The organism is Anaerohalosphaeraceae bacterium, assembly GCA_037479115.1.
GTDB lineage: Bacteria > Planctomycetota > Phycisphaerae > Sedimentisphaerales > Anaerohalosphaeraceae > JAHDQI01.
The window spans coordinates 19,185-42,743 of the sequence record JBBFLK010000020.1; the positions used below are offsets into that span (position 1 = coordinate 19,185).

Annotated in this window: 26 protein-coding genes; 15 read left to right on the forward strand and 11 right to left on the reverse strand. The window is 53.8% G+C overall.

The genetic code is table 11. The features are described 5' to 3' along the window. The first annotated feature begins 47 nt into the window (after positions 1-47). Genes WHS88_09740 through WHS88_09775 form a run of 8 tightly spaced genes read left to right on the forward strand, consistent with a single transcriptional unit; the run spans position 48 to position 6,704 of the window. Positions 48-2,024, forward strand: coding sequence for an aconitate hydratase (locus tag WHS88_09740; GenBank protein MEJ5260459.1), 1,977 nt, complete (start codon positions 48-50; stop codon positions 2,022-2,024). Further along, positions 2,021-2,554: an LOG family protein gene (locus tag WHS88_09745; GenBank protein MEJ5260460.1), complete on the forward strand. Its 534-nt coding sequence runs from the start codon at positions 2,021-2,023 to the stop codon at positions 2,552-2,554. The genes WHS88_09740 and WHS88_09745 overlap by 4 nt, the downstream gene beginning before the upstream one ends. After that, entirely contained in the window at positions 2,551-3,375 is an 825-nt protein-coding gene (locus WHS88_09750; GenBank protein ID MEJ5260461.1) for a hypothetical protein, read from the forward strand. Before WHS88_09745 ends, WHS88_09750 begins: the two co-directional genes overlap by 4 nt. Positions 3,376-3,398: 23 nt before the next feature. Next, the gene (hisD, locus tag WHS88_09755) at positions 3,399-4,724 is read left to right on the forward strand and encodes a histidinol dehydrogenase (protein ID MEJ5260462.1); all 1,326 of its coding nucleotides are present in this window, start codon (positions 3,399-3,401) and stop codon (positions 4,722-4,724) included. A 3-nt stretch (positions 4,725-4,727) separates the two neighbouring features. Then, complete coding sequence (locus WHS88_09760) at positions 4,728-5,162, forward strand: C-GCAxxG-C-C family protein (GenBank protein ID MEJ5260463.1); 435 nt, start codon at positions 4,728-4,730, stop codon at positions 5,160-5,162. A 14-nt stretch (positions 5,163-5,176) separates the two neighbouring features. Beyond that, positions 5,177-5,443 carry a hypothetical protein gene (locus tag WHS88_09765; GenBank protein MEJ5260464.1) on the forward strand — a complete coding sequence of 89 codons (267 nt, stop codon included), beginning with the start codon at positions 5,177-5,179 and terminating at the stop codon, positions 5,441-5,443. Positions 5,444-5,460: 17 nt separating this feature from the next. Next, the gene (cysK, locus tag WHS88_09770; GenBank protein ID MEJ5260465.1) at positions 5,461-6,348 is read left to right on the forward strand and encodes a cysteine synthase A; all 888 of its coding nucleotides are present in this window, start codon (positions 5,461-5,463) and stop codon (positions 6,346-6,348) included. 11 nt (positions 6,349-6,359) lie between these two features. Then, on the forward strand, positions 6,360-6,704 hold the full coding sequence (locus tag WHS88_09775; protein MEJ5260466.1) for a nucleotide pyrophosphohydrolase: 345 nt from the start codon (positions 6,360-6,362) through the stop codon (positions 6,702-6,704). 70 nt (positions 6,705-6,774) lie between these two features. Here WHS88_09775 and WHS88_09780 read toward each other — a convergent pair whose 3' ends face one another. The 7 genes from WHS88_09780 to WHS88_09810 all read right to left on the reverse strand — a co-directional run bounded on the left by WHS88_09780 (position 6,775) and on the right by WHS88_09810 (position 13,782). After that, positions 6,775-7,209, reverse strand: a complete 435-nt coding sequence (locus WHS88_09780; GenBank protein ID MEJ5260467.1) for a response regulator — start codon at positions 7,207-7,209, stop codon at positions 6,775-6,777. A 30-nt stretch (positions 7,210-7,239) separates the two neighbouring features. Then, on the reverse strand, positions 7,240-8,637 hold the full coding sequence (locus tag WHS88_09785; GenBank protein ID MEJ5260468.1) for an ATP-binding protein: 1,398 nt from the start codon (positions 8,635-8,637) through the stop codon (positions 7,240-7,242). A 14-nt stretch (positions 8,638-8,651) separates the two neighbouring features. Then, positions 8,652-11,225, reverse strand: a complete 2,574-nt coding sequence (locus WHS88_09790; protein MEJ5260469.1) for an ATP-binding protein — start codon at positions 11,223-11,225, stop codon at positions 8,652-8,654. After that, the gene (locus WHS88_09795; GenBank protein MEJ5260470.1) at positions 11,215-12,006 is read right to left on the reverse strand and encodes a YfiR family protein; all 792 of its coding nucleotides are present in this window, start codon (positions 12,004-12,006) and stop codon (positions 11,215-11,217) included. Before WHS88_09795 ends, WHS88_09790 begins: the two co-directional genes overlap by 11 nt. A gap of 303 nt (positions 12,007-12,309) precedes the next feature. Further along, positions 12,310-12,786, reverse strand: coding sequence for a hypothetical protein (locus WHS88_09800; protein ID MEJ5260471.1), 477 nt, complete (start codon positions 12,784-12,786; stop codon positions 12,310-12,312). A 114-nt stretch (positions 12,787-12,900) separates the two neighbouring features. Further along, positions 12,901-13,365 (reverse strand): ATP-binding protein, encoded by a 465-nt coding sequence (locus tag WHS88_09805; GenBank protein ID MEJ5260472.1) that lies wholly within the window; start codon positions 13,363-13,365, stop codon positions 12,901-12,903. Positions 13,366-13,419: 54 nt separating this feature from the next. Further along, entirely contained in the window at positions 13,420-13,782 is a 363-nt protein-coding gene (locus WHS88_09810; GenBank protein MEJ5260473.1) for an STAS domain-containing protein, read from the reverse strand. 341 nt (positions 13,783-14,123) lie between these two features. Between WHS88_09810 and WHS88_09815 the strand changes: the two genes are divergently transcribed. Both WHS88_09815 and WHS88_09820 read left to right on the forward strand, forming a co-directional pair. Then, positions 14,124-14,528, forward strand: coding sequence for an Rrf2 family transcriptional regulator (locus WHS88_09815; protein ID MEJ5260474.1), 405 nt, complete (start codon positions 14,124-14,126; stop codon positions 14,526-14,528). Between the two features lie 12 nt (positions 14,529-14,540). After that, entirely contained in the window at positions 14,541-14,804 is a 264-nt protein-coding gene (locus WHS88_09820) for a MazG nucleotide pyrophosphohydrolase domain-containing protein (protein ID MEJ5260475.1), read from the forward strand. A gap of 189 nt (positions 14,805-14,993) precedes the next feature. Here WHS88_09820 and WHS88_09825 read toward each other — a convergent pair whose 3' ends face one another. Further along, positions 14,994-16,538, reverse strand: a complete 1,545-nt coding sequence (locus tag WHS88_09825; GenBank protein ID MEJ5260476.1) for a sodium-dependent transporter — start codon at positions 16,536-16,538, stop codon at positions 14,994-14,996. A gap of 27 nt (positions 16,539-16,565) precedes the next feature. Beyond that, positions 16,566-17,342 carry an amidohydrolase family protein gene (locus tag WHS88_09830; GenBank protein ID MEJ5260477.1) on the reverse strand — a complete coding sequence of 259 codons (777 nt, stop codon included), beginning with the start codon at positions 17,340-17,342 and terminating at the stop codon, positions 16,566-16,568. A 190-nt stretch (positions 17,343-17,532) separates the two neighbouring features. On the opposite strand from WHS88_09830, the gene WHS88_09835 reads away from it, so the two are divergent. From WHS88_09835 to WHS88_09855, 5 genes are read left to right on the forward strand one after another with little or no spacing between them, the layout of a single operon-like run. Further along, entirely contained in the window at positions 17,533-17,955 is a 423-nt protein-coding gene (locus WHS88_09835) for a zf-TFIIB domain-containing protein (protein MEJ5260478.1), read from the forward strand. Positions 17,956-17,997: 42 nt separating this feature from the next. Continuing rightward, positions 17,998-18,567 (forward strand): LemA family protein, encoded by a 570-nt coding sequence (locus WHS88_09840; GenBank protein MEJ5260479.1) that lies wholly within the window; start codon positions 17,998-18,000, stop codon positions 18,565-18,567. Between the two features lie 38 nt (positions 18,568-18,605). Next, entirely contained in the window at positions 18,606-18,971 is a 366-nt protein-coding gene (locus WHS88_09845) for a four helix bundle protein (GenBank protein MEJ5260480.1), read from the forward strand. A 19-nt stretch (positions 18,972-18,990) separates the two neighbouring features. Beyond that, complete coding sequence (locus WHS88_09850; GenBank protein ID MEJ5260481.1) at positions 18,991-20,211, forward strand: M48 family metallopeptidase; 1,221 nt, start codon at positions 18,991-18,993, stop codon at positions 20,209-20,211. Positions 20,212-20,214: 3 nt separating this feature from the next. Then, a complete protein-coding gene (locus tag WHS88_09855) occupies positions 20,215-21,828 on the forward strand; it encodes a glycosyltransferase family 39 protein (protein MEJ5260482.1) in 1,614 nt (537 codons plus the stop codon). Here the strand turns inward: WHS88_09855 and WHS88_09860 are convergent. Both WHS88_09860 and WHS88_09865 read right to left on the reverse strand, forming a co-directional pair. After that, a complete protein-coding gene (locus tag WHS88_09860; protein MEJ5260483.1) occupies positions 21,764-22,546 on the reverse strand; it encodes a glycosyltransferase family 2 protein in 783 nt (260 codons plus the stop codon). The two genes, WHS88_09855 and WHS88_09860, sit on opposite strands and share 65 nt — an antisense overlap. Then, entirely contained in the window at positions 22,539-23,546 is a 1,008-nt protein-coding gene (locus WHS88_09865) for a class I SAM-dependent methyltransferase (protein MEJ5260484.1), read from the reverse strand. The genes WHS88_09860 and WHS88_09865 overlap by 8 nt, the downstream gene beginning before the upstream one ends. Positions 23,547-23,559 lie beyond the last annotated feature (13 nt).

The following is a 23,559-nucleotide window of genomic DNA, read 5'->3' on the forward strand; positions in this document are numbered from 1 at the left end:
ATCCGAGACTGATAAAAACATAACTTACGTATGGACGGGACCTTAGAATGAGTCAGACGCTCACTTACAAAATCCTGCAGCAGCATCTGGTTGAAGGAAAACTTCAGCCGGGCGAGCCCATCGGCATCCGTATCGACCAAACCCTCACCCAGGACGCCACGGGAACAACGGTTTTTTTGCTGTTTGAGTCCATGGGACTTGCCCGTGTCCGGACGGAGCTGTCCGTCAGTTATGTGGACCACAATATGGCGCAGTTCGGACCGGAAAATCACAATGACCATCTCTACCTGCAAAGCATCGCCCGCAAGGTGGGCGTCTATCACTCCCGTCCCGGCAACGGCATCTGCCATCAGGTTCATCTTGAACGGTTCGGCAGACCGGGGGCGACGCTGCTGGGCAGCGATTCCCACACCCCCACCTGCGGCGGACTGGGAATGCTGGCCATTGGTGCCGGCGGACTGGATGTCGCCTCCGCGATGGGCGGAGGGGCTTTTTATCTGACCTGTCCCAAAGTCATCGGCGTTCACCTGACCGGACGGCTTCCGGAGTGGGTCTCCAGCAAAGATATCATCCTCAAGCTGCTGAGCATTCTGACGACAAAAGGAAACGTGGACTGTGTGATTGAATATTTCGGGCCGGGCGTGCAGACGCTCACCGTCCCGCAGCGGGCCACCGTGACCAATATGGGCGCTGAACTGGGCGTGACAACCAGCATCTTCCCCAGCGACGAAATGACCGAACAATTTCTGGCCGCCCAGAATCGACCGCAGCATTACCGCCCGCTGGCCGCCGACCCGGATGCTCATTACGACCGCATCATTGAAATCAATCTGTCCAAACTGGTCCCGATGGCGGCCTGTCCCTCCTCACCGGACAATGTCGTACCCGTGGAGGAAATCGCCGGACGAAAAATTCATCAGGTCGTCATCGGCAGCTGCACCAACTCCAGTTATGCAGATTTGATGATTGCCGCCGAAATCCTCAAAGGGCGAAAAATCGACCCGTCGGTTGAGTTCGGCATCGCCCCCGGCAGCCGTCAGGTGCTTCAGATGATTACCCGCAGCGGGGCCTTGGCCGACCTGCTGGCCGCCGGCGCGCGGCTTCTGGAAAGTGCCTGCGGCCCCTGCATCGGGCAGGGCTTCTCACCGGGTGATGGTACCGTCACCCTGCGGACCTTCAACCGCAATTTTGCCGGCCGGACCGGAACCAAGGGCGACCAGTGTTATCTGGTCAGCCCGGAGACGGCGGCGGCCTCCGCCATTATGGGGGAAATTACTGACCCGCGCAGTCTCAAAGAGATGATTGGACTGCGGTATCCGACCATCAAACTGCCGAAAGAATATCTGATTGATGACAGCATGATTGACCCGCCCCTTTCTCCGGAAGAGGCTGTCTCTGCCGTGGTTATCCGAGGACCCACAATTGTCGTCCCCGAGTCGCCCAAACCCCTGCCGGAAACACTGACCGGACAGGTCCTTCTCAAGTGCGGGGATAAAATCACCACCGACCACATTATGCCGGCCGGCGCCTTCCTCAAATACCGCTCCAACGTACCGGAATATTCCAAATATGTCTTCAACAGTTTCAATGAGGAAGGCAAACCGACCTTTGCCCAGCGCTGTCTGGCCCTGAAAAAGCAGGGCCTGTGCGGGATTGTCGTCGCCGGCGAAAGCTACGGCCAGGGCTCCAGCCGCGAGCACGCGGCCCTGTGCCCGATGTATCTGGGGCTGCGGGCGGTTTTGGCCAAATCCATCGAACGCATTCACCGGGCCAACCTGATTAATTTTGCCATCGTGCCGATTGAGTTCACCGACCCGGCCGATTATGACAGAATCCAGATGGATGATATGCTCGAAATCCCCGATCTGACCGGTGCCGTCCGCAGCGCTAATGAGGTGGAAATCTTCAACCGTACACAGGGATTTTCCTTCAAAGGCCGTCTGGTCCTCTCTCATCGGGACCGGGAAATCCTGCTGGCCGCCGGTCTGCTCAACTACGCCAAAAAGAAGGCCATGCCGTCATGAACGAAAAACAGACTGTCATTACCTTGTTTGGAACCAGCCGTGCCGGCGAGCAGGACGAGGTCTTCCGCTCCGCCGAGCAGATGGGGGCCCTGCTGGCCCGCAGCGGCTATGCGGTCGCCAACGGCGGCTACGGCGGCGTGATGCTGGCTTCCGCCCGTGGGGCGGCCTCTGTCGGCGGACGAGTCATCGGCGTAACCTGCCGCGCCTTCAAGCGAAGCCCGAATCCCTACCTGACTGAGGAAATCCCGACGGATACCCTCACGGAGCGGCTGGCTTCGCTGATTCGGCTCGGCAGTGCCTATCTGGTCTTTGCCGGCGGGACCGGCACTCTGCTTGAACTGGCCGACGTCTGGGAACACAAAAACAAAGGGTTTCCGGGAACTGACAAGCCGATTATCCTGATGGGAAACTTCTGGCAGCCGCTGGTGCAGATGATGGCCCAGGCCGACCCAAAAAGCACTCGCTGCATTCGAACCGCCGAAACCCCTTCAGAAGTCCTGACCATTCTTCAGCAAGAGGGACTCCGATGAAAAACATATTGCCTCTTTTTGCGGCACTGTTGGCAGTGGCCTTTATACAATTCGCTGCGGGAGCGGAAAAGCCCAAAACCCGTCCTTTGCCCGAAGGTCTGGAGCTGCGGCAGGTCGAAGGGGTCGCCCGGCTCAACGAGAAAACAAAGGCCTGGCGTTTCAGCCCGCTTACAACGCTCACCAGTCGCGGCCTGACAATTGTTCCGGAAACAGAACTGACCATCCTGCCTTCCAGTGCACTCGAAAAAATCCTCTCCTATGCCGGAACGGAAAACCAGGTTCAGGTTCGCATTGACGCCGTCGTAACGCAATACCAAAACGGCAACTTCCTGTTTATTTTTGATGCGGCCCCTCTGAAGGGTTCCTCCGAGGCCGAGAAACAGCCGGCTAGTTCCAAGCCTACGGAAGCGGAAATGAAAAATGTCCTGCGGGCGGCCGCCGACCCCAATGAATCCTCTGTAATTCCGCCGGATATCCTCAAGCGAATGAAGCCGGCCCAGAAAACCGATTTTGCCCGAATGGCACAGACGGCTCCCGCCGCCGTCAAAGAAGATACGATGCTTGTCAGTCGAACCGGACGCTTCGTCCGCCTCGGTCCGGCGGGCGAGTTTGTCCTGGACGGTTTCGGAAGAAACGTAGCCGAACAGTCTTTTGTCCTGCTGCCCTGCCGGACGCTCGAGCAGGTCGAGCAGCAGCACAGACAGTCGCTCGAACGCATGCGGTTCCGTGTATCCGGCGTGCTGACCACCTTTCGAGGACGAACCTTTCTGCTCCTTCAGGGGGCCGCCCGAACCTATACACACGGCAACTTTACTCCATAATTTTTTCTGTCAGGAGCGTTTGTGTGAGCGGAACACTGGACTCCATTCTGCTGATTGCCGGACAGCCGGACTTTGAGGCCAAAAGCCGACGTCTGCTGGAAGAACATTCGATGCGGGCCTTTCTGGAGGGTAAACACGACCTGGCCGAGTCCGTTCGTCAGATTGTCGCCGATGTCGGGCGGCGAGGCGATGCAGCCCTGTGCGAATACAGCGAACGGTTTGACCGAGTCCGCCTGTCGCCGCAGGAGTTTCGCATCCCGCCCAAAGACCTCGAAAAGGCGCACAAGCAGCTGCCCCCCGACCTGCTGAAATCCCTCCGCAAGGCCGTCCGGAATGTCCGCAAGTACCAGTCGGCGATTTTCATCGGCCGAAAAAACCGCCATCCCGGTATTCGCTATCTTCCGCTGGGGCGGGTTGCCGTCTGTGTACCCGGCGCCAGCGCCCCCCTGCCGAGTACCCTGATTATGACCGCCGTGCCGGCCCAGGTGGCGGGCGTCAAAGAAATCGCCGTCCTCTCCCCGCCCCGCTGGCAGGGAAGCATCCATCCGGTCATCCTCGGCCTGTGCCGGGAATTGAACATCACAGAGGTTTACCGGCTGGGCGGAGCCCATGCCGTCGCAGCAATGGCCTTCGGCACCCAAACCATTCGCAAGGTCGACAAAATCGTCGGACCCGGCCACGATGTCGTCCAGCTGGCCAAAAAAGAGGTCTTCGGGCTGGTGGATATTGATTCCTTCGCCGGCCCCAGCGATGTGCTGATTGTCGCCAACCGCCAGGCCGACCCGGACTGGGTAGCATCTGACATGCTCAGCCAGGCCGAACACAATCCCGGCGCCGGGATTGTCGTCACTGATTCACCGGATTTTGCCCGAAAGGTCCTGGCGGCACTCGAAGAGCAGCTGCCCCAGCTGGATAGGACGGAAGGCACACGCCGATGCCTGCTCGAATCCAGCGGCATTCTGGTTTTTCCGTCGCTGGATGCAGCAATTAACTGGGCAAATGAGTTTGCCGCCGAACACGTCCAGGTCCAATGCGGCCGGCAGAGCCGAGCCGTCGCCCGCCGGCTGCAGAACGCCGGTGCTGTGTTTGTCGGCCCCTATTCGCCGGTAGCCGTCGGGGATTACTGGGCCGGCCCCAGCCATACCCTCCCCACTCGACAGACCAGCCGATATTTCAGCGCCCTGACCAGCAACGATTTTGTCAAATCCATCAGCTGGATTGAATACACGCAGGAACAGCTTCGCCGCAGTGCGGAAGATATTATCCGGCTGGCTCAAACGGAGGGTCTGGATGCCCATGCCAAAAGCATTCAGAAACGCCTTCGGAAACAGCCGCCGAAGAAAGGATAATCTATGGAACCGGTTGAAGAAGCCGTCTGCTTATTCCAGAAAGGATACAACTGTGCTCAGGCGATTCTGGCCGTCTGGTGCGAGCGGTTCGGGCTCCCGCAGGAAACCGCCGTCAAACTGGCCGGCGGGCTGGGCGGCGGCATCGGACGAAACGGCGAAATCTGCGGTGCCCTGACCGGGGCCGTTCTGGTGCTCGGTTTGCGCTACGGCACAGCTGACCCTCAGGACAAGAACACCAAATACGACCTGTACCGCAGGACCCGCGAGCTGATGTATCGCTTCAAAGACCACGCCGGCTCGCTCTACTGCCGAGAGCTGCTCGGCTTCGATATGGCCGCTCCGGAGGGGCTGGCCGCCTCGCAGAAACCGGGCGCCTTTGACGAATGCCCGCAGTTTGTCCGCATCGCCGCAGAATTACTGGAGAAAATGCTCGAATAAGAAAGGAGCCGAACATGCCGCTGAAACAACACATTATCCTGGGTGTACACATTACAGACCGAATTCACCATGTCGATTCCGTCCAGCATCTTCTGACGGAATACGGCTGCAGCATCCGGACCCGTCTGGGCCTGCACGAAGCCGAGGCCGGATACTGCTCCCCCAATGGACTGATTCTGCTCGAAATGACCGATGACGAAAAAACCGCCGATGAACTGGCGGCCAAACTCAACAAAATCGAAGGCGTCGAAGTCAAGAAAATGCTTTTCAACCACCCCTAATGATGAGGCTCTTGCGGATGCTTACGGATAATATCCTCAACCTGATCGGCAATACGCCCCTGATTCAGCTGCGGGGAGAGCCCATCTATGCCAAGGCGGAGTTTCTCAATCCGGGTGGCAGCATCAAGGACCGCGTGGCCCTGGCCATGCTCGAAGGGGCCGAGCGGGACGGCAAGCTCAAACCTGACTCCATCATCGTCGAACCCACCTCCGGCAATACCGGCATCGGCATTGCCCTCGTCGGGCGGCTGAAGGGCTACAAAGTCCGTATCGTGATGCCCGAAAATATGAGCGTTGAACGCAAGAAACTCATCAAAGCCCTCGGAGCCGATTTGATTTTGACTCCCGCCGAAAAAAGCATCGCCGGCGCCGTCGAAACGGTCGAACAAATGCAGGCCGAAGACCCCCGCGTCTTTGTTCCGCAGCAGTTCAAGAATCCCGACAATCCCCGTATTCATTATGAACAAACGGCCGTGGAACTATGGCGGCAGATGACCGGCGATATTGCCTGTTTCGTCGCCGGCGTCGGCAGCGGCGGCACCCTGCAGGGCATCGGACGTTTCCTGCGGGAGCACAAACCCGATGTGCGAATCGTCGCCGTTGAACCCAAAGACGTATCCGCCCTGCTGGGGCACGAACCCGGCCTGCATCAGATTCAGGGCATCGGCGACGGCTTCATTCCCGACATTCTGGATGTTTCTCTGGTGGATGAAGTCATCGAGGTCACCGATGAAGACGCCATTGAAACCACCCGGCAGTTGAGTATGAAACACGGCCTGCTGGTGGGCATCTCCTCCGGAGCCAATATCTGGGCAGCCAGACAGATGGCCGCCCGAATCAAAGGAAATATCGCTACAGTGCTTCCGGACCGTGCCGAACGATACTTCAGCACCGCCCTGCTGTAAAAGGAAAACCGATGGATTATCAAACCCTGAAAAATCGGCTGCTGGAGTTCCGCCGACGGCGGGATTGGGAGCAGTTTCACGACCCGAAAAATCTGGCGGAAGGGCTGATTATCGAGGCAGGCGAACTGCTCGAAAATTTTCTGTGGAAGCAGCCCGCTGAATGCAGACAACTGACGGAAATCGAGCGGAAAAGGGTGGAAGAGGAAATCGGCGATATTTTCGCCTTTTTGATTTATTTATGCTGCGAACTGGACATCGACCCCTTCGAGGCCGCCCGCCGAAAAATCGAAATTAATGAGCAAAAATATCCGGTTGAAAAATCCAAGGGCCGGAGCACCAAATACAAAGACTTATAACTTCTCCGAGAATTCTTTCGGAGTCGCCGCAAAGAGAAAGCCGAATCTTGGCCTTCCAATGCCTTCTTTCTCAGGAAGATGAATGGGATGAAGCTCCGGCAGGAACAGATTCCCTCGGCGGATTTTTTGTATCATAATATTTCAGGGCCTCTCGAACCATAGGTTTAAATTCCTCTTCGAGCTTCCACGGCTTGGTGATGAACTTGTAAATGTGCCCTTCATTAATGGCCGTCAGCAAAGTTGTAATCTGGGTATAGCCGCTCAAGACCATTCGCACAATGTCCGGATACAGCTCCCGCACTTTGCGGAGAAGTTCCAGACCGTTCATCTCCGGCATCCGCATGTCGGTTACGATTACATGGACTTTGTTCTTTTTGAGAATCTCGAGGGCCTCCGCCCCGCTGTTGGCAAACAGACAGAGGTAGGGCTCATCCATCAGACCTCGCCGCAGCGACTGCAAAAGCCGTACTTCATCATCTACAAACAGAACGGTAGGATTTTCCATATCTCACCTCTTATTTCAGCATTACCGATTTTACACAGAATAGGGTTCAGACTGTTCCTGCAAAATTCGGTCTGTCGTCTCTTTCGGACCTTCCCGAGGCAGTTTTATCGTAAATTTTGTGCCTTTTCCAACCTCGCTGTCCACCAGAATCTGCCCCTGGTGTTTGCTCACCACGATATCATACGAAACGCTTAAACCAAGCCCAGTGCCTTTTCCGGCTGGCTTGGTGGTAAAAAACGGGTCAAAAATCTTGGAACGAATCTCGGGAGGAATTCCCGGACCGTCATCTTCAATTTCACACACCACAAATTCCCCCTCCTGGCGCGTTCGGATGAAAATATGTCCGGGTCCCTGACGATTCTGCGAACGGATGGCCTGAGCTGCATTGACCAGAATATTCAGAAAAACCTGATTGATTTGTCCGGGATGACAATGAATTTTGGGGAGTACTCCCAATTCCGTCACCACCTCCACATCATACTTGATTTCGTTGCGGGCCACAACGAGGGTGCTGCGGATACCGTCATTGAGGTCATAATCACACATCTCGGTGCTCTGGTCGATTCGAGAGAAATCCCGCAGGTTTTGAATGATGCTTGTGACCCGCTGAAGGCCTTCCTGCGACTCCGTAAAGAGGTCCTGAATATCCGCAAGGATAAAATCAATTTTCTTTTCCTGCCGAAAATTGCGGATTTCCAGCAGTTTTTCCAGCACCGGCGGGTAAGGATTTTTCTCCAGCACTTCACACACCTGTTCATAAAGAGCCAGGAGCCCTTTCAGCTTCGTCAAGTAGGTCTGAAGGGTCTCAAAATTGCTGGCTACAAAGCCCACCGGTGTATTCATCTCGTGAGCCACGCCCGCCGCCAGCTGACCGATGGAGGCCATTTTTTCGCTTTGAATCATCTGGGCCTGGGCCTTCTGAAGCTGTTTGTGGGCCCTGGCCAGCTCCTCGAGGGCTTTTTGCGTCTGCATCTGATTTTTCTTCCGCTCGAGAGCAAAATAAATCGACTTGGTTAGAAAGGCCTGGTTGAATTCTCCTTTTGCCAGATAATCCTGTGCCCCATAGGACATTGCCGTCAAATCTGCGGTTTTATCATTCTCTCCAGTAATCACAATAATGGCAGTAGCCGGATACTGCCGATTAATCTGAGCCACCATCTCCAGGCCGTCCCCATCCGGCAGATGCAGGTCCAGCAAAAGAACATCGAAAGGTCGTTGAGCCAGATACCCGAGCATCGTCTGCTTGGTTCCTGCGCAAACGATGCAGTCATCCGCCCGTCTCATCCGACTTTTTTCGAGCATTTTCTTCAAAAGAGTCCGGCAGGTCGGGTCATCATCCACAATCAGGACGGAAAGAGAACGGCTTTCGCGGCCTCGCAAAGAGCTGCCCGAAGTACCGCCACGCAACTGGGTGTTCGTCTGTTCCATCCGCCGCTTGTCCTTTACGGAGCCGATTTAACCTGTTCAATCCAGTCGGGCTGAGCCAAAAAGGCACGCAGACGCTCAAACGCACGACGAATTTCTTCAAACAATGCGTCGGCCTTTTCCAGCTGATTGCTCTTGGCCGCCAGTTCGAGCGCAAAGGCCTTTTCGGCCAGTTCCGACGCCGCCATGTTTCGGGCCGTCCCCTTAATCCGATGAGCCAAAAGCTGTACATTCGGTACATCCTTTGATTCTACCGCCTGCTGAAGCTGCTGGAGCACGGAAGGCGTTTCCTCCAGAACCGTCTGCGCCACCACCTGCAGAATCTCCGGGTCGTCACAGATTTGGGACAAATCCTCCCATCGAATCAGCGGAGCAGTCTTGGCAGCCGGATTCTTCGGTGCGGATTGTTCAGGGCTGCCGATAGCACTCCGGCACAAATCCGTCAATTGTTCCACCTGTGAACGAATCTGATCTACTTGTTTGTCCATATCATCATCCTTTCCGGAAAGATACTGAGAGAGCACTTCTTTGAGCCGTTCGCGGTCAATCGGCTTCTGCAGATACCCGCTGCAGCCGGCCGCCAGACACCGCTTTTCATCTTCTTTCATCGCATGGGCCGTCAGGGCGATAATCGGCAGTCTGCACCCTTTCTCGCGCAGAAGCCGCGCGGCATCCAGGCCGTTCATCACCGGCATCTGCACATCCATCAGAATCAAATCATATCCACCCTGCAGAGCCCGCTCGACAGCCAGCTGACCGTTTTCCACAATGTCCGTCTCCACCCCCATTTTCTCCAGCAGCAGACGAATCAGGACCTGATTGCCTTTGGCGTCCTCGGCCACCAGGACGCGTCCTTTCAGCGGTCCCTGAGGAACGCTCTTTTCCCCGGCCAGCTCCTGAACCGCCGTTTCCGTATGTTCATACCGATTCATCACCGGCTGGTCTTTGACATTGACACCGGTCGGCAGGATAATGGAGAAGACCGAGCCCTTGCCGACCTCGCTTCGCACCTCCATATAGCCGCCCAGCAGATGAACCAACTGTTTGGTAATCGTTAGTCCCAGACCCGTCCCGCCGTATTTGCGGGTGGTGCTGCCGTCGGCCTGCGTAAAGGCCTCAAAAATCTTCTCAATCTTGTCCGCCGGAATCCCGATGCCGGTATCCTCCACATCAAACCGGATGTAGTCCGCCTCATCCTGCCGCTGAATGTACACATTGACAAACACATGACCGGACTCGGTAAACTTGATGGCGTTGCTCACCAGATTCACAAGACACTGGCGGACCCGCACCGGGTCAGAATAAATCATCACCGGCAAATCACTGCACTGGAGGATCTCAAAATCCAGCCCTTTATTCAGGGCCATCGGACGAAGCAGCGAATTCAGGTCTTCCAGAAACTCCCGCAGGGAAATCTCCACAATTTCGGTATTCAGCTTGCCCGCCTCAATCTTCGAAAAGTCCAGAATATCGTTAATCAGCTGCAGCAGCATCCTGCCGTTATTCAGAATCAGCTGGATGTATTTGCGATGTTCCGGATCCAGACCGGGCTCTTCATTGAGCACATCGCTGAAGCCGATAATCGAGTTCATCGGTGTGCGGATTTCGTGGCTCATATTGGCCAAAAATTCGCTTTTGGCCCGGCTGGCTTCCTGGGCCTGTTTGGCCAGCAGGTTGGCCTTTTCCACCGCCAGTTCGAGCTGCCGGTTGCTCTGCTTCAGTTCCGCCGTCCGTTCATTGACCATCTCCTCCAGATGGTCCCGATGCTGAATGAGTTCAATCTGAGCTTTCTGCCGCTCTTCAATCTCCTTTTGAATCTGCTCGAGCATCCCGTTGAAGGCCTCAATCAGAATTCCCACTTCATCTTGACTGCTCAGGGGAACCCGGACGGAATAGTCCTTGCGTTCAGAGACCAGCTTGGCTGCCTCCGCCAGATACAGAATCGGACCGGAAATCAGCCCCTGCAGAGAGGCGGAAAGAATATACGCCGCCACGGCCGCCAGCAGGAGAATACACAAGTTAATGACGGCGCTCCGCTGGAGGGACTCCCGAAGGGGCTTGAGATTGGAGCAGAGCACGATTCGGCCGATCTGCTCATTTTCCAGAACAATCTTCTGAGACAAAACCAAAAAAGTATCTGTAAAATAATAATCCTTCTCCGAAAGAATCGTCAGGTCTATTCCAAAACATTTCAGCCTTTCCGTTCCCTGATGCAGATGTTTCTGATGCTCGAGCCCCTGATAGAAATCCGTAAACAGCTCATTGTTTCGGTCCAGCACACAAACGTATTCAATAGTCGGTTTGCCCCGAAAGATCTGAAGGGTTTCCTGAGCCCCTTCCACATCCTTAAACTGCACCGCCGCCTTGCAGTTCTCCGCGGCAATCTGGGCCTGGACCTGAAGGTCCCGAATCAGCCCCTGCCGCTGCACCTGACGGTCCCAGAGCAGAAAGATGCCGCCGGCCAGAATCAGGGCCGTCAGCGAGGTACCCATAATCACGCAGGTCAGTTTGCGCCGGATTGTCCAGCGGAAACGGTGCCGCGCCAATAACGGCTTCCCTTCACCCGGATTCGAACGGACATTACTTTGCATTGGATGCCTTCTCCTGAATCACTCGACGTGCCAACTTCAGCAGCTGTGAACTGATTTTCAGGCCCTGCCTTTCGGCCTGAGTCAGATGAATCTCAAATCGAACCTTATTCTCCTCCTTCACAAAGACAATCATCCCTTTCGAATTCAGAAAGCCCTCCGTTTCCCCCACCGTCAAAACAGGAAGGGTCAGTACCTGCTGCAAATGGTCGTTCAGCCAGTTCTTTTCGGAATGGCAGTAAAACAGGACATGACAGCCGCGAATCGTTTCTCCCTGCTCTCGCCAGTACTGCTCGACAGCCGCCTGCTTGTCAGAATACTTTTTCACATAGGCCGCCATCCCGGGCACAAAAACCAGTTTCAACGGACGGTCTTTGATTTTCTTATCCATCAACGGTTCAAACGCCTTGCCGAAGGGATTCTCACCGACGATCCCGATCTGCATCGGAGGAACTGATGATTCATCCGTGCCGCCGTTTCCCATCTTCTCCGCAGGCCATTCCGTGAACTTCATAAAATTGTAAATAAATGCCGCTTTCACCTGATATTCCACTTCCTCCGGCGTCTTGCCTGACTCCGTCATCGCCTGGCCTACCGTCCCCGCTGCAAACAGGCCGGCGGGGGGTTCCGCCGCAATTCCTCCGCTCGGCAGCAGACTCAAAAAGAAAAAGACCGCCCAACCAATTTCAGCCCGCCTTCGCACTGCAGCCGCGACTGCTGCGCAAACGCCGCCTGTTATCGATTGTTGTTTCCAGTCAGCTTTTAAGCATCGCTTTGACGGCATTCGATGCCTTGACCCCTTTAAGAATTCCTTCCTTTAAAAACTCTCTCTCAACTCAATCGGAGCTCCCCTCAATCATCATGTTGCTAAAAACAGGTTTCACTATACAGGATTCTCACACCTTGATTTCTCTGGAAAATTTCGACATCTTTCTTTCTCAACTTAATCAACAAACCGTCGAGGATTTTCTGGGGCGAAAAATTTTCGCAAGTCTTTGTTCTTTCAAAAATTAAGACGCAAAGAATCCGCAGATACTCCAGGCCGAATCGGCCGCATATTATCGGACAGTCCATCAGAGGGGAAAACTCAATCGGAATGACTGGAAAGAACCTTGGAAGCGCGGCTCAAATGATTCAGGTGCAGCTGATGAAACTGATTGTTTTTATCCAGAAGGCTGCAGAGAACGCGCATCTGAGAGAAAAACAGCTCCATCAGCCCAAGATTGGCCTGAGCTGTTGCCCGGGTATAGCCCGGCAAGATGACAAAAAGATAACCGACAGGGAAGCGTTCCGTATACAATTCGCTCCCCAGCAGACATCCGCCTTCTACCGACCCGAGTACCGGGTCCTGTCCATCTTCAATCCGTTCACAATACGAAAAAAGAGCCTGTGAATCCGGAAAATGACGCTCAAATCGCAAACGGTCATCCGTCCAGATTTTCCGCTCCGTCCCCACCAAAACCAGCCAGGGACCATCTTCGGGGACCTCCGGAAGAATCAGACGGGCCAGCTGTTCCATAAAAAACTGGCTCGACGAAAACAGCGAATCGTACAGGTCTTCCATAAACACATCCTCTTAACAAAACCTCGTATGCGTCGGCAGAATAGGAAGACAACTTTTTCGACAGGATGAAAAAACAATAAAAAATGAGGAAAAAGCAGGAAAGAACTTGGATTATCAGACGTTTGGCGGTAATTGATTGGAACCTTTTTCAGGGCCTGTCTTGCCCTTGAACTTGACCATCCGGACCTGATTGCCCTTGGAATTATACTGGACCTGGTCCATAAACGAGCGAATCAGCAGAACCCCCCGGCCGGAGCATTTGTAAAGGTTTTCCGGCTCCCGCGGGTCCGGCAGGGCATCCGGCCGAAACCCCGGTCCCTCATCCGCGATGGAAATCTCAAAACGGCTTGGACTGATGCAGTACTCCACATGAATCTTCTTGCTCGGATCGCCCTGATTGCCGTGCTGGATGGCATTGACAAAGGCCTCTTCCAAAGCCAAATGGATGGCAAACAGGTCTTCTTCGTCGAATCCTTTCCGCACGGCCTCCTGAAGCAGTTCGCCGCAAAAACGCTCCGCCGCCTCCATCGTTCCGGGCAAATCCAGACGGGTGGGCGAACATTCAGATTGGGCTGCCATAGGATTTCCCTTTCTCAGACTGTCCTGAGAGCGGAATCATAAAACGGACACACTTTACACCAATCCCTCCAGGGCTTCCTGACGGGTTGGATAAATGTCAAAAACCTTATCGAGACGGGTAATCTTGAAAATCTCATAAATCTTCGGCTGAATCCCGCAAAGACGCAAAATCCCTTCCGCCTCGTAAATCTTTTTGCTCAGACGAATCAGAAGCCCCAGCACAGAACTGGTGAGAAACCGAACCTGGGAAAAATCCACCACCAGCTTTATCGGCTGATTTTCTTCTATCAAAGGCAGGAAGGAACTTTCCAGGGCCTGTATCTGAGATTCCTCGAGTATCTTTTCATCGACGAGCGTCGCCACAATCACATCCTGGCCGACATATTCGACCGTCATATTGGGACTCTTCTGGTCCATAAAACCTCCCATACGTATTTTTTGATTTTGCCGGAATCGTATGGTATCCCTTCTCCGCTGTCAAGACCGCAATCCAAAAACCGGAACAAATCCTATCTAACAACATAATTTTAGAATACTTATAATTGTAGATAATACAGAGCCGTTATCGCCGATAAGAATCCGTCAATTCTTTATCTCTCAAAATCTTCTTTTTTTCGTTTATCGATAATTTTACTCTTGCAAGTCCTGAACATTTATTGATAATAAACCTATAGATTTGTGAGATTCTACTTGGAAAGATGAGGATATCGTACTCAACGAACAGTTCGAATCAACGATAAATCACAGGAGGTTTTCTTATGAAAATCAGTAGGTCAACAGGGTATGCTCTTATTGCGGTCGGGTATATCGCTCAGAATTACAAAGAGGGTGCCGTGCTGGCGGCACGGATTTCGAAAGAATACAATATTCCTCTGGAATACCTCTTAAAAATCCTTCAGCAGCTCGTCCGAGCCAATGTACTGCGCAGCAAACGCGGTCCTCGCGGCGGCTTTTTCCTGGCACGTCCGGCCGAAAACATTTCCCTGCTGGAAATCATTGAGGCGGTGGATGGGCCCCTGCTCACACATCTGCACCTGGCGGAACAGACCAATAATGCCCCCTTTAGCGTAAAAATGGAGGAACTTTGCCGCAAAGCCACCGAAGAGGTGCGGGCCATCTATGACAAGGCCAAACTCTCTCAGGTGCTCGGGCAGCTCTCTTAAGAATCAGCAGGTATGGAAATCCGTCAATTTCAGCAATGGATTCGAGACCGCTACGAAAAGCGGGATCGAGAACGGGGAACACCCGGTACGTTTCTGTGGTTCATTGAAGAAGTTGGAGAATTGGCAACCGCCCTGGCAGGCAATGACCCTCAAAACAAGGCCGAAGAATTTGCCGACGTCTTCGCCTGGCTGTGCACGCTGGCCAACATCAACGATGTGGACCTCGAAAAAGCGGTGGAAAAATACACTCTCGGAAATGTAGAGGGCTTCAAATAAATCCGCTGCAATCTGGAGAAAGACCGCCAACCCCAGACCGGACAACGGGCTGGGGTTTTTTATTCACTGCGCCCGGAAACGTTTCTTTCCTTTCCCCCTGAACGAAGCGTTCGCATCAGACAGAATACAAACAAAGCGGTGATGCTTCCGCAGCTGAGAAGCATAAAAAACCATCCATACAGATTCATCTTACTGCTCCTGTCGACGGCGCCAGACCACCCACACCATCACACATAAAAAGACAAACAGGCCCAGCAGTCCCAGTCGGGTAATCAGGACAAACGGCCGGTTGGACTCCGCCACATTTCTCATCAGAAACACATCCACCCATTCCTGCACAAACCAGGTAGTCAAAATCGCCATCAAAAACAGCGGGGTCACATATTTGATAATCAGCCGATATACCCCCGGAATCCGAATGTCGGAGCCCGAGTGCAGCTCCGTCCACGCCCGTTCCATTCCGAAAACCCAGCCGAACAGGACGGCCTCAACCGTGGCGAAAACCACCAGCCCCACCATTACACCCCAGAAATCCATCTCGTCCAGCACGCCGTTTCCATAAAAGAAAATCACCGGCTGGCAGAGCACAAACGTCACAATTCCAAAAAACAAACACGCTTCCCGGCGCGTCAGATTAAACTCGTCCTCCATAAAGGCAATCGCCGGCATCGCCAGAGAAATCGAGCTGGTCACGCCGGCAATGAAAAGCAGAAAAAACCAAAGAAAGCCGAAAATCTGCCCAAAGGTCATCTTTTGCAGAATCAGCGGCATTGTCACGAAGCCCAGGTCAAACGTTTTCTGGGCAACCTCTCGGATTCCCTCCGGTCCTAAAAAGGCATAGGCCGCCGGAATCACCAGACTGCCGCCCAATACTACCTCCGCAAATTCATTGGCCGCCGCCGCCGTCAGCCCGGACAGAGCGACATCATCCTGCTTGCGCAAATAACTGGCGTAGGTGAGGATGACGCCGAAGCCGCAGCTGAGCGTAAAAAAGATTTGTCCGGCCGCCGCCAGCCAGACCCGCCCTTTCAGCAGGGCCGACCAGTCCGGATTCCAGAGGAAACCAAAGCCGTTATACACCGAACGTTCCGGATGGGTCGGGTCCGGCGTCCCCAGCAGCAGCACCCGAATCACCAGCACGATGGCGATGACAAACAGCAGCGGCAGAGCCAGTTTGCAAAACCGCTCAATGCCGCGGGTAATTCCGAAACTGACAATCAGCAGATTCAGCCCAAAGGTCAGCAGAAAAAACAGATACGCCGTGCCCATGCCGCCGAAATACGGGTTGTCCGGCCCGCCCAGTCCCTGATACCCCTGCAGAAAGCTCTTCATCGCCTCCTGCGTCGTACAGGCAGCGTATCGCCCTGTCACAGCAAAAAAACTATACCCGAGCAGCCAGGACTCAATGTAGGTGTAATAAGAAAAAATGACAACCGGCCCGAAAATCCCAATCACGCCGAAATACTTGATGAAGCGGTTCTTCCTCCACATCGTCTGGAAGATGCCCGGTGCCGTGCTGTGCTCAAAACCGCCTCCGAACCGCCCGATTGTCCACTCAATCCACATCAGCGGCAGCCCCAGCAGCAGAAACGATATAAAATAGGGAATCATAAACGCCCCGCCGCCGTGATTGGCCGCCACGCCCGGAAACCGGAGAAAATTGCCCAGCCCGACCGCACTGCCGGCCACCGCCAGAATCACCCCCCACTTGCTCGTCCAATGCTCCCGTTCCAACCCAAACCCCTCTCAACCGATTCACAATTACGACAAGCCCAGCAGGGACAGACTGTCCCGTTCCACAATGCTCCTCAGTTTCTCCCGCGGCACCGCCGGCAGATGGGAATCTGAAAGCAGCTTGTTAAAACCCAAAAGCGTCTCGATGCACGCCCCCGGCTGGGCATAGGGAAACCCGCTGCCGAACAAAAGTTTATCCATCACCCCCGCCTCATAGGCCGAAACCACCGTATTGTACACCTCCCAGACTTTCATCGGATTGACGGTTAAATCGGCAAATACATTCTCATGTTTGGCCAAAAGGCAGAGCGTCTGCTCCAGAAACGGCATTCCCATCCGACCGACAATCATCTTCAAGCCGGGAAAGGTTCGGGCGACTTCATCCAGCAGCCAGGGACGGGCATAATCCAAAACGGCTTCCGACGAATAAGGAGGACAATTATGAAAGAAAACCGGAATCCCACGCTCCTGACAGAGTTCATAAAGTTCCATCGCCTGGGTGTGTGCCGGATGAAACCGGTCTTCCGCACAATACAGCACCACCCCCCGCAGCCCCAAATCCTCCGTAACATCTTTGATGGCTCTTTTGGATACCTCATCCTCCACCGGATTGACCACAGCAAACCCCACCGCCTTGGGATTTCCCGAAATATATTCGGAAAGATGATGATTGGCTTCCTTCCGCTCCACATCACAGCCGGCCAGCACAAAACAGCCGTCAATTTCCCGGCAGACCGTCCGGTGACGCTCCGAATCCACCTCTTGTTCCGGACAACTGATATGTGTATGGCAGTCAATAATCATTCCAAATCCTCTTTCCCTAAAACCCCAGCTACGCTCCGATGATATGTTTTTAGAAGCCAGCATCTTAGCGCCGTCCCACCCCCCCTGTCAAGAAGAAACGGCGGTATTTTGTCGGCATTCCCCCTGCCGCCTTGACAGTCCCTTCCGGCATCGCTACTATACAGCTTGGTTGGAAGCCGGCGAGGAAACTGTGGACTGCGCGATTTGCCGAAATCCGATGATTACCCTCGAGCTGGACAATGTCGAAACAGATTATTGTCTGGCCTGCCGCGGTATCTGGCTGGACAGCGGTGAGCTGGAACAGCTGCTGGGCGACTCGAAGAAAGCTCAGGAGGTTCTTCAATCTTTTCAGCCCGCAGAACATATCCAGGAACATCCGCGTCGTTGTCCGATTTGCGGAAAAAAGATGGAAAAAGTCCTCGTTGGCCCCGAATCTGCTTCTGTCCTGCTGGACCGCTGCGGAAAGGGGCACGGCCTCTGGTTTGACCGAGGGGAACTGGAAGCGGTCCTGCAAATGGGACGCTTTGACTCGCAGAAAAAAATTCCGTCTTTTCTGGGCAAAATGTTTCAAAAATCGGAAACAAATTCGAACCCGACTCCCTCTTCACAATAGTATGGAAAAAGAAAGCGTTTCTTTTCTGAAAGGAGCCCAAACGTGGCGGCGGCTGGAACGATTCTGCTGTTTGTTGTAATCGGAATTCCGATTCTGCTGGCTCTGTGGGGAATCGGGATTTATAACGCTCTGGTCCAGCTGAGAAATCAGGTGGAGAACGCCTGGTCTCAGATTGACGTGCAGTTAAAGCGCCGTCACGACCTGATTCCGAATCTGGTCGAAACCGCCAAAGGATATATGAAACACGAGCGGGAGACCTTTGAAAAAATCACGGAGGCCCGCAGCCGAGCGATGGGGGCCAAAAATGTCGCCGACGCTGCCAAGGCCGAATCCGCCCTCAGCGGGGCTTTGAGCCAATTTCTCCTCGTGGTCGAAAACTATCCCGAATTGAAAGCCAACCAAAACTTCCTGTCCCTTCAGGAGGCCCTGACCAGCACGGAAAACAAAATCGCCTTCGCCCGCCAGGCGTACAACGATCAGGTGCTCTTCTACAACAACAAAATCCAGATGTTCCCCTCGAACCTCGTGGCGGGAATGTTCGGATTTGCCAAGCGCGACTTCTTTGAAATCGAACAGCCCGCACAGCGTGAAGTCCCGAAAGTCAGTTTTTAATTGTGTGTTATGAGTTCTGTATAAAGCATAAGATTTTTATGGACAACCCACATACAGTTCGGACAAAAAGCTATTCTTTTGCGATAGGGATTATCCATTTGAGCACAAAACTAAAACAAAAACATCACGTTGAAATCTCTTCCCAACTCCTTCGCTCTGGTACAAGCATCGGAGCCAACATAGAAGAGGCATCCGCAAGCGGCGGCCGCAAAGATTTTTTTCACAGAATGACAATCGCATCACAGGAAGCAAGAGAAACATACTATTGGCTTCGTCTGCTCAAAGATACGGAAATCGTTTCAGCAAATGAAATATCCTTTTTATTAAATGAAGCGGAAGAACTGATAAAAATGCTCACAAGCATTGTGAAAACAGGGAAAACTCAAACTACTCAAAACTCATAACTTATACCTCAAAACTACCGTGTGGGAGCAGATTCGAATCAATAAAAGAAACTCGGTCCTGCTGCTGGCAGGGATGGGAGTCTTTCTGCTTTCGCTGGGCTTTATTCTCGGAACCGCTCTCGGGGGACCTGATGCCGGCTGGGTGGGTATGATAGTCGCCTCGGCAGTCTGGCTTATCCTGATGCTGATAAGTCTTACCAATGGAGACCAGATTCTGCTGGCCTCCAGCCGGGCTGTCCCCGTAACCCCGGACGTTCACCCGCAGCTGTTCAATATTGTTGAGGAAATGACCATCGCCGCCTCCCTGCCGAAAATGCCGAAGATTTATATCATTAATGACCCCGCCCCCAACGCCTTCGCCACAGGCCGAAGCCCAGAAACAGCCTCTGTAGCCGTCACGGCGGGTCTTCTGGCCCGCCTGAATCGGGATGAACTGCAGGGCGTCATCGCCCATGAAATCAGCCATATCGTCCACCGGGATATCCTCTACGTCACCCTGGCGGGGGTCATGCTCGGCAGCATCGTCCTGCTTAGTCAGGTTTTCCTGAGAGGGTTGTATTATTCCTCTATCGGCGGGCGAAGATATTCATCAGGAGGACGAGGCCGAGGGGGCGGAGCACAGGCCGTCTTTTTCATTTTAGCAATCATCCTATCCATTTTGGCTCCCCTTTTTGCCCAATTGTTCTATTTTGCCTTGTCCAGAAGGCGGGAATATCTCGCCGATGCCGGAGCCGTGCGTCTGACACGATACCCGGAAGGACTGGCCTCAGCCCTCGAAAAAATTGCCAACTCCTCCGTTTCGATGCAGGCCGCTAACGCCGTAACCGCCCCGATGTATATTGCCAATCCATTCCGGGGACGAAACGCCGCCCATCTGTTCAGCACTCATCCTCCCATCGAAGAACGCATTCGAATCCTGCGGCGGATGAGTCAAGGGGTTTCCTATCGAGATTATGAAGAATCCTACAGGGCAGTAACCCGACGTGCAGGCATTATCCCTCCCTCTGCCGTCAAAGACGAATCCATCCCGCCGAGAAGTCCTTCTGTTTCGCCCCCCCAAGCCCCGGTCCCCACGGATTCCGCACGACTAAACCGCCAAATCGGAGACTTAATGCGGAAAGTCAACGGTTTTGTTTTTCTCCCATGCTCCTGCGGCATTACGATGAAAATCCCGCCGAACTTTCCCGCTCCAAAGGCCCAATGTCCCCGGTGCGGGCAGATTGTCGCAATTCGGAGATAATCGATGTCCAAAACCGGCTGGCTCCTGGCGGCAATCCTGTTCATCGGATTTATCCTGCGAATTTTGTACTGCTGGAATCTGCCGCTCAGCGGGGATGAAAGCGTCAGCCTGCTTCAGGCCGCCGGAAAGGCACTCGATTACCCCAGCCGCATCCCCCACACCCCCACCCCCGTCCGGCAGCTCCAATCCCTGATGGAATACTCCCCCGACCGCGGTCTGTCCGATGTGCTCAAATCGATGGAGCAAACCGGAATGCACCCGCCGTTTTATTATCTGCTGCTCCATTTCTTCCTCAAATACGTCGGGAATGATGTTCTTCTTTTCCGAATAGTGTCCGTAGTTTTCTCGGTTCTGTCGATTGGAATGCTCTATTCAATAGGTAAGAAATTCGGGGGCCCTGTCTGCGGTTTTCTGGCAGCCGCTCTTCTTGCAGTCAGCCCCTACAGTATCCATTTTGCTCTCCTGCTCCGGCCGTACCCGCTGGTAATGTTTTTATCCCTTCTTTCCTTCCGGCTGATTCTGGAATTCTCCGAAAGCACTCAGAAACAGCGAAGTTTGCTGTTATACTTTGTTTTTATCTTCACGGCCGTCCTTGGGCTTTATTCGATCTATCTGTTCATCTTTGTTTTTATCTTTGACCTGGCCTTTCTTGTGCTGTCAAATCCGAAACAGAAAAGAAATTGGCTGGCCGCCTTAGCAGCCGGCGGCGTCGCCTTCCTTTTTTATCTGCCCTGGCTTCCGTCATTTTTCCACCAGTTAAAAGCCGTACGCACCGGAGACTACTATTTCTACGGCACAAGCAGCTTTCGTCGATTCCTCGAATATCTTTTCTCCTCCAATTTTTCCGAGTTTCTTCCCGGAACATACGTCTTTTACAAATTCCTGATTCTCGGCATCGTTTCTGGAATCGGCATCACCGGCGTTTTTTTTCTGTGGAGAAACCGGACCGGCCGCATCTTTCTTATGTCATTCGGCATCTACCTGGCGGCCTATTATCTGGCAGACTGTATCCTGCAAATGAAAACACTGAACAGCCCCCATTTTCAATTTTTTACGATTCCCGCCGTCTTGCTGATTCTTGCTGCAGGACTCTGCTCTCTTCCTCCAAAAGTTCTTAACCCCGCTGCTGCCTTTCTATTCCTTGTATTGGGTTCGAATCTTTCTTGCTCGTTTGCTTTTCCCAGAACACACGACGGCCCCCACTGCACACGAAATTTTACACAAGCCATCCATTCCCGCATTCAGGATTCTTCCGGGCTGCTCGTCTTCAACAATTCCTTTGAGCGGCTGATTCTGGCAACGGTCGCCCCGCTTCGGGTTCCGCTCGAGGCCGTCGCGGCTCCAAAGGCGGCTTACCTGTCAACCTTGAACAGTCTTGGCACCCTGCAATCGTACGAATATCTCTTTTTCCCTGTCCATGACTGCCCGGATGTTCATTGGAATCCTGATGAACAGACTCTTCAGCAGCTGCAGGATTTCTTAGAGAAGCACGGTTTCTCCTTCTGTGAAAAAATCGGAGATCCGTTCTCTCAAAAAACCTATATGCTGATTTTCAAACGCTCTTTTCCGGCCCTGCCTTCACCGCAGGACACACCGGAAACAAAGCCGGGCGGATAAGCCCCCATTTGGCAAGACGGTACTGCAGAGCCGTCTTCAGACACCCCAGGCCGTACACGCAGCTGCGGCGGAAGTTAATGGACGATGCCTCGGCGAAATACCTTGTGGGGCAGGACACCTCCCCAATCGGATATCCCAGCCAGAGAATCTGCGCCAGCATCTGGTTGTCAAAAACGAAATCATCCGAATTGGCTTCCAGCGGCAGCTGTTCCAGCAGTGTCCTCGAAAAGGCCCGATAGCCCGTATGATACTCCGACAGTTTGGCCCCCATCAGCAGGTTTTCCGCAAAGGTCAAAAACCGGTTGGCTGCATAGCGCCACAGCGGCATCCCGCCTTTGAGGGCATAGCCGCCCAGAATCCGTGACCCCAGCACACACGGATACAGGCCGTTGGCAATCATCGACGCCATCGCCGGAATCAGCTGCGGCGTATATTGGTAGTCCGGATGCACCATAATCACAATATCCGCCCCCTGCTCCAGCGCCAGCCGATAGCAGGTCTTCTGGTTGGCCCCATAGCCCTGATTGCGGGGATGAACATGAACCAGCGTACACGGCAGCTGCCGGGCCACCTCGGCCGTGCGGTCCGAACTGGCGTCATCCACCACAATCACCAGGTCCACAATCCCCTGCTCCATCACTTCCTGATGCGTGCGTCGCAGCGTCGCCTCCGCATTATAAGCCGGCATGACCACCACCACTTTTTGCCCTTTAAACATCGGCGGATTTTTCTCCTTCAAAAATCGGTTTTTCCGTCTTTACAAAAACCATCTCCATTGTTCCCCCCGCCCCGAAAAGCGACTCCAAAGCCGCCCCCAACACAAACAGCGGACTGGTCAGCAAGGCAAAAATCTGCTGAAGCCGCAGCAATCCCATCGGATATCCGGCCGTGTAGGAACGATTGCCCTTTAAAAATTCAAACAAAATCTCCCGTTTGCGGCAGATGCAGTTCAGAAGACTCTGCTGAATTCCGAAAACGTTCTGTTCCAGTGAAAAAGTCGTCTTTCGGCACAATCGAAATCCCTGCTCGCTGAGTACCCGCACCAGTCCCTCCGGCGAGAAGAAAACCAGATGCCGCGGCGGGTCCAGATGAAGCCAGCGGCCTTTAAAAAGCCGTCCCTGCCAGCTTCGGATATTCGGCATCGACAAAAACAAAAAACCTCCGGGCTTGAGAACAGAATTGATGGTCTGAAGTGTTTTTCTCGGCTGCGGCAAATGCTCAAAGACATGCCACAGACAAACGGCATCAAAAAAACCCTTCGGAAAATCCCCGTCCTCAAGGGTGCCGATTTTCAGATGGATTCCGGACACCTGTTCCGCCCGCTGAGCCGCCCGCCCCGGCAGCTCTACCCCATATCCCTCATACCCCCGCTCAATCAGATAACCAAGAAACCGGCCGTTTCCGCAGCCGACATCCAAAACCCGTGCCGGCGGCCGAACAAAACGGCTTACCGCACGAGCACGACCCTGCCGAAAAAAATCCAGAACCTTCTCGACAGCAGGAAGAAACTTGGTTGTCTGAGAGCCGTAATAGGCCTCATCATAATACCGTTCGAGCTGACGGTCATCAGGACGCGGAAACAGAAAATAGGCACCGCACTTCAAACAATGGAAAAGTGAGAATGTTTCACCTTTGATGCTTTCGGCTGCATAGCAAAAACGGCTTTGGGCGTGCCCGCAGTAAATACACGACTGGTTCGTGATTCCCGCTTCCGTCATCGGCAAGCCAGCC

What these genes read in the sequence shown, in the direction of transcription:
- WHS88_09740 (MEJ5260459.1), top strand. Translation starts at nt 48, where the DNA reads ATGAGTCAGACGCTCACTTACAAAATCCTGCAGCAGCATCTGGTTGAA.
- WHS88_09745 (MEJ5260460.1), top strand. Translation starts at nt 2,021, where the DNA reads ATGAACGAAAAACAGACTGTCATTACCTTGTTTGGAACCAGCCGTGCC.
- WHS88_09750 (MEJ5260461.1), top strand. Translation starts at nt 2,551, where the DNA reads ATGAAAAACATATTGCCTCTTTTTGCGGCACTGTTGGCAGTGGCCTTT.
- WHS88_09760 (MEJ5260463.1), top strand. Translation starts at nt 4,728, where the DNA reads ATGGAACCGGTTGAAGAAGCCGTCTGCTTATTCCAGAAAGGATACAAC.
- WHS88_09765 (MEJ5260464.1), top strand. Translation starts at nt 5,177, where the DNA reads ATGCCGCTGAAACAACACATTATCCTGGGTGTACACATTACAGACCGA.
- cysK (MEJ5260465.1), top strand. Translation starts at nt 5,461, where the DNA reads ATGCTTACGGATAATATCCTCAACCTGATCGGCAATACGCCCCTGATT.
- WHS88_09775 (MEJ5260466.1), top strand. Translation starts at nt 6,360, where the DNA reads ATGGATTATCAAACCCTGAAAAATCGGCTGCTGGAGTTCCGCCGACGG.
- WHS88_09780 (MEJ5260467.1), bottom strand. Translation starts at nt 7,209, where the DNA reads ATGGAAAATCCTACCGTTCTGTTTGTAGATGATGAAGTACGGCTTTTG.
- WHS88_09785 (MEJ5260468.1), bottom strand. Translation starts at nt 8,637, where the DNA reads ATGGAACAGACGAACACCCAGTTGCGTGGCGGTACTTCGGGCAGCTCT.
- WHS88_09790 (MEJ5260469.1), bottom strand. Translation starts at nt 11,225, where the DNA reads ATGCAAAGTAATGTCCGTTCGAATCCGGGTGAAGGGAAGCCGTTATTG.
- WHS88_09795 (MEJ5260470.1), bottom strand. Translation starts at nt 12,006, where the DNA reads ATGCCGTCAAAGCGATGCTTAAAAGCTGACTGGAAACAACAATCGATA.
- WHS88_09800 (MEJ5260471.1), bottom strand. Translation starts at nt 12,786, where the DNA reads ATGGAAGACCTGTACGATTCGCTGTTTTCGTCGAGCCAGTTTTTTATG.
- WHS88_09805 (MEJ5260472.1), bottom strand. Translation starts at nt 13,365, where the DNA reads ATGGCAGCCCAATCTGAATGTTCGCCCACCCGTCTGGATTTGCCCGGA.
- WHS88_09810 (MEJ5260473.1), bottom strand. Translation starts at nt 13,782, where the DNA reads ATGGACCAGAAGAGTCCCAATATGACGGTCGAATATGTCGGCCAGGAT.
- WHS88_09815 (MEJ5260474.1), top strand. Translation starts at nt 14,124, where the DNA reads ATGAAAATCAGTAGGTCAACAGGGTATGCTCTTATTGCGGTCGGGTAT.
- WHS88_09820 (MEJ5260475.1), top strand. Translation starts at nt 14,541, where the DNA reads ATGGAAATCCGTCAATTTCAGCAATGGATTCGAGACCGCTACGAAAAG.
- WHS88_09830 (MEJ5260477.1), bottom strand. Translation starts at nt 17,342, where the DNA reads ATGATTATTGACTGCCATACACATATCAGTTGTCCGGAACAAGAGGTG.
- WHS88_09845 (MEJ5260480.1), top strand. Translation starts at nt 18,606, where the DNA reads ATGGACAACCCACATACAGTTCGGACAAAAAGCTATTCTTTTGCGATA.
- WHS88_09855 (MEJ5260482.1), top strand. Translation starts at nt 20,215, where the DNA reads ATGTCCAAAACCGGCTGGCTCCTGGCGGCAATCCTGTTCATCGGATTT.
- WHS88_09860 (MEJ5260483.1), bottom strand. Translation starts at nt 22,546, where the DNA reads ATGTTTAAAGGGCAAAAAGTGGTGGTGGTCATGCCGGCTTATAATGCG.
- WHS88_09865 (MEJ5260484.1), bottom strand. Translation starts at nt 23,546, where the DNA reads ATGACGGAAGCGGGAATCACGAACCAGTCGTGTATTTACTGCGGGCAC.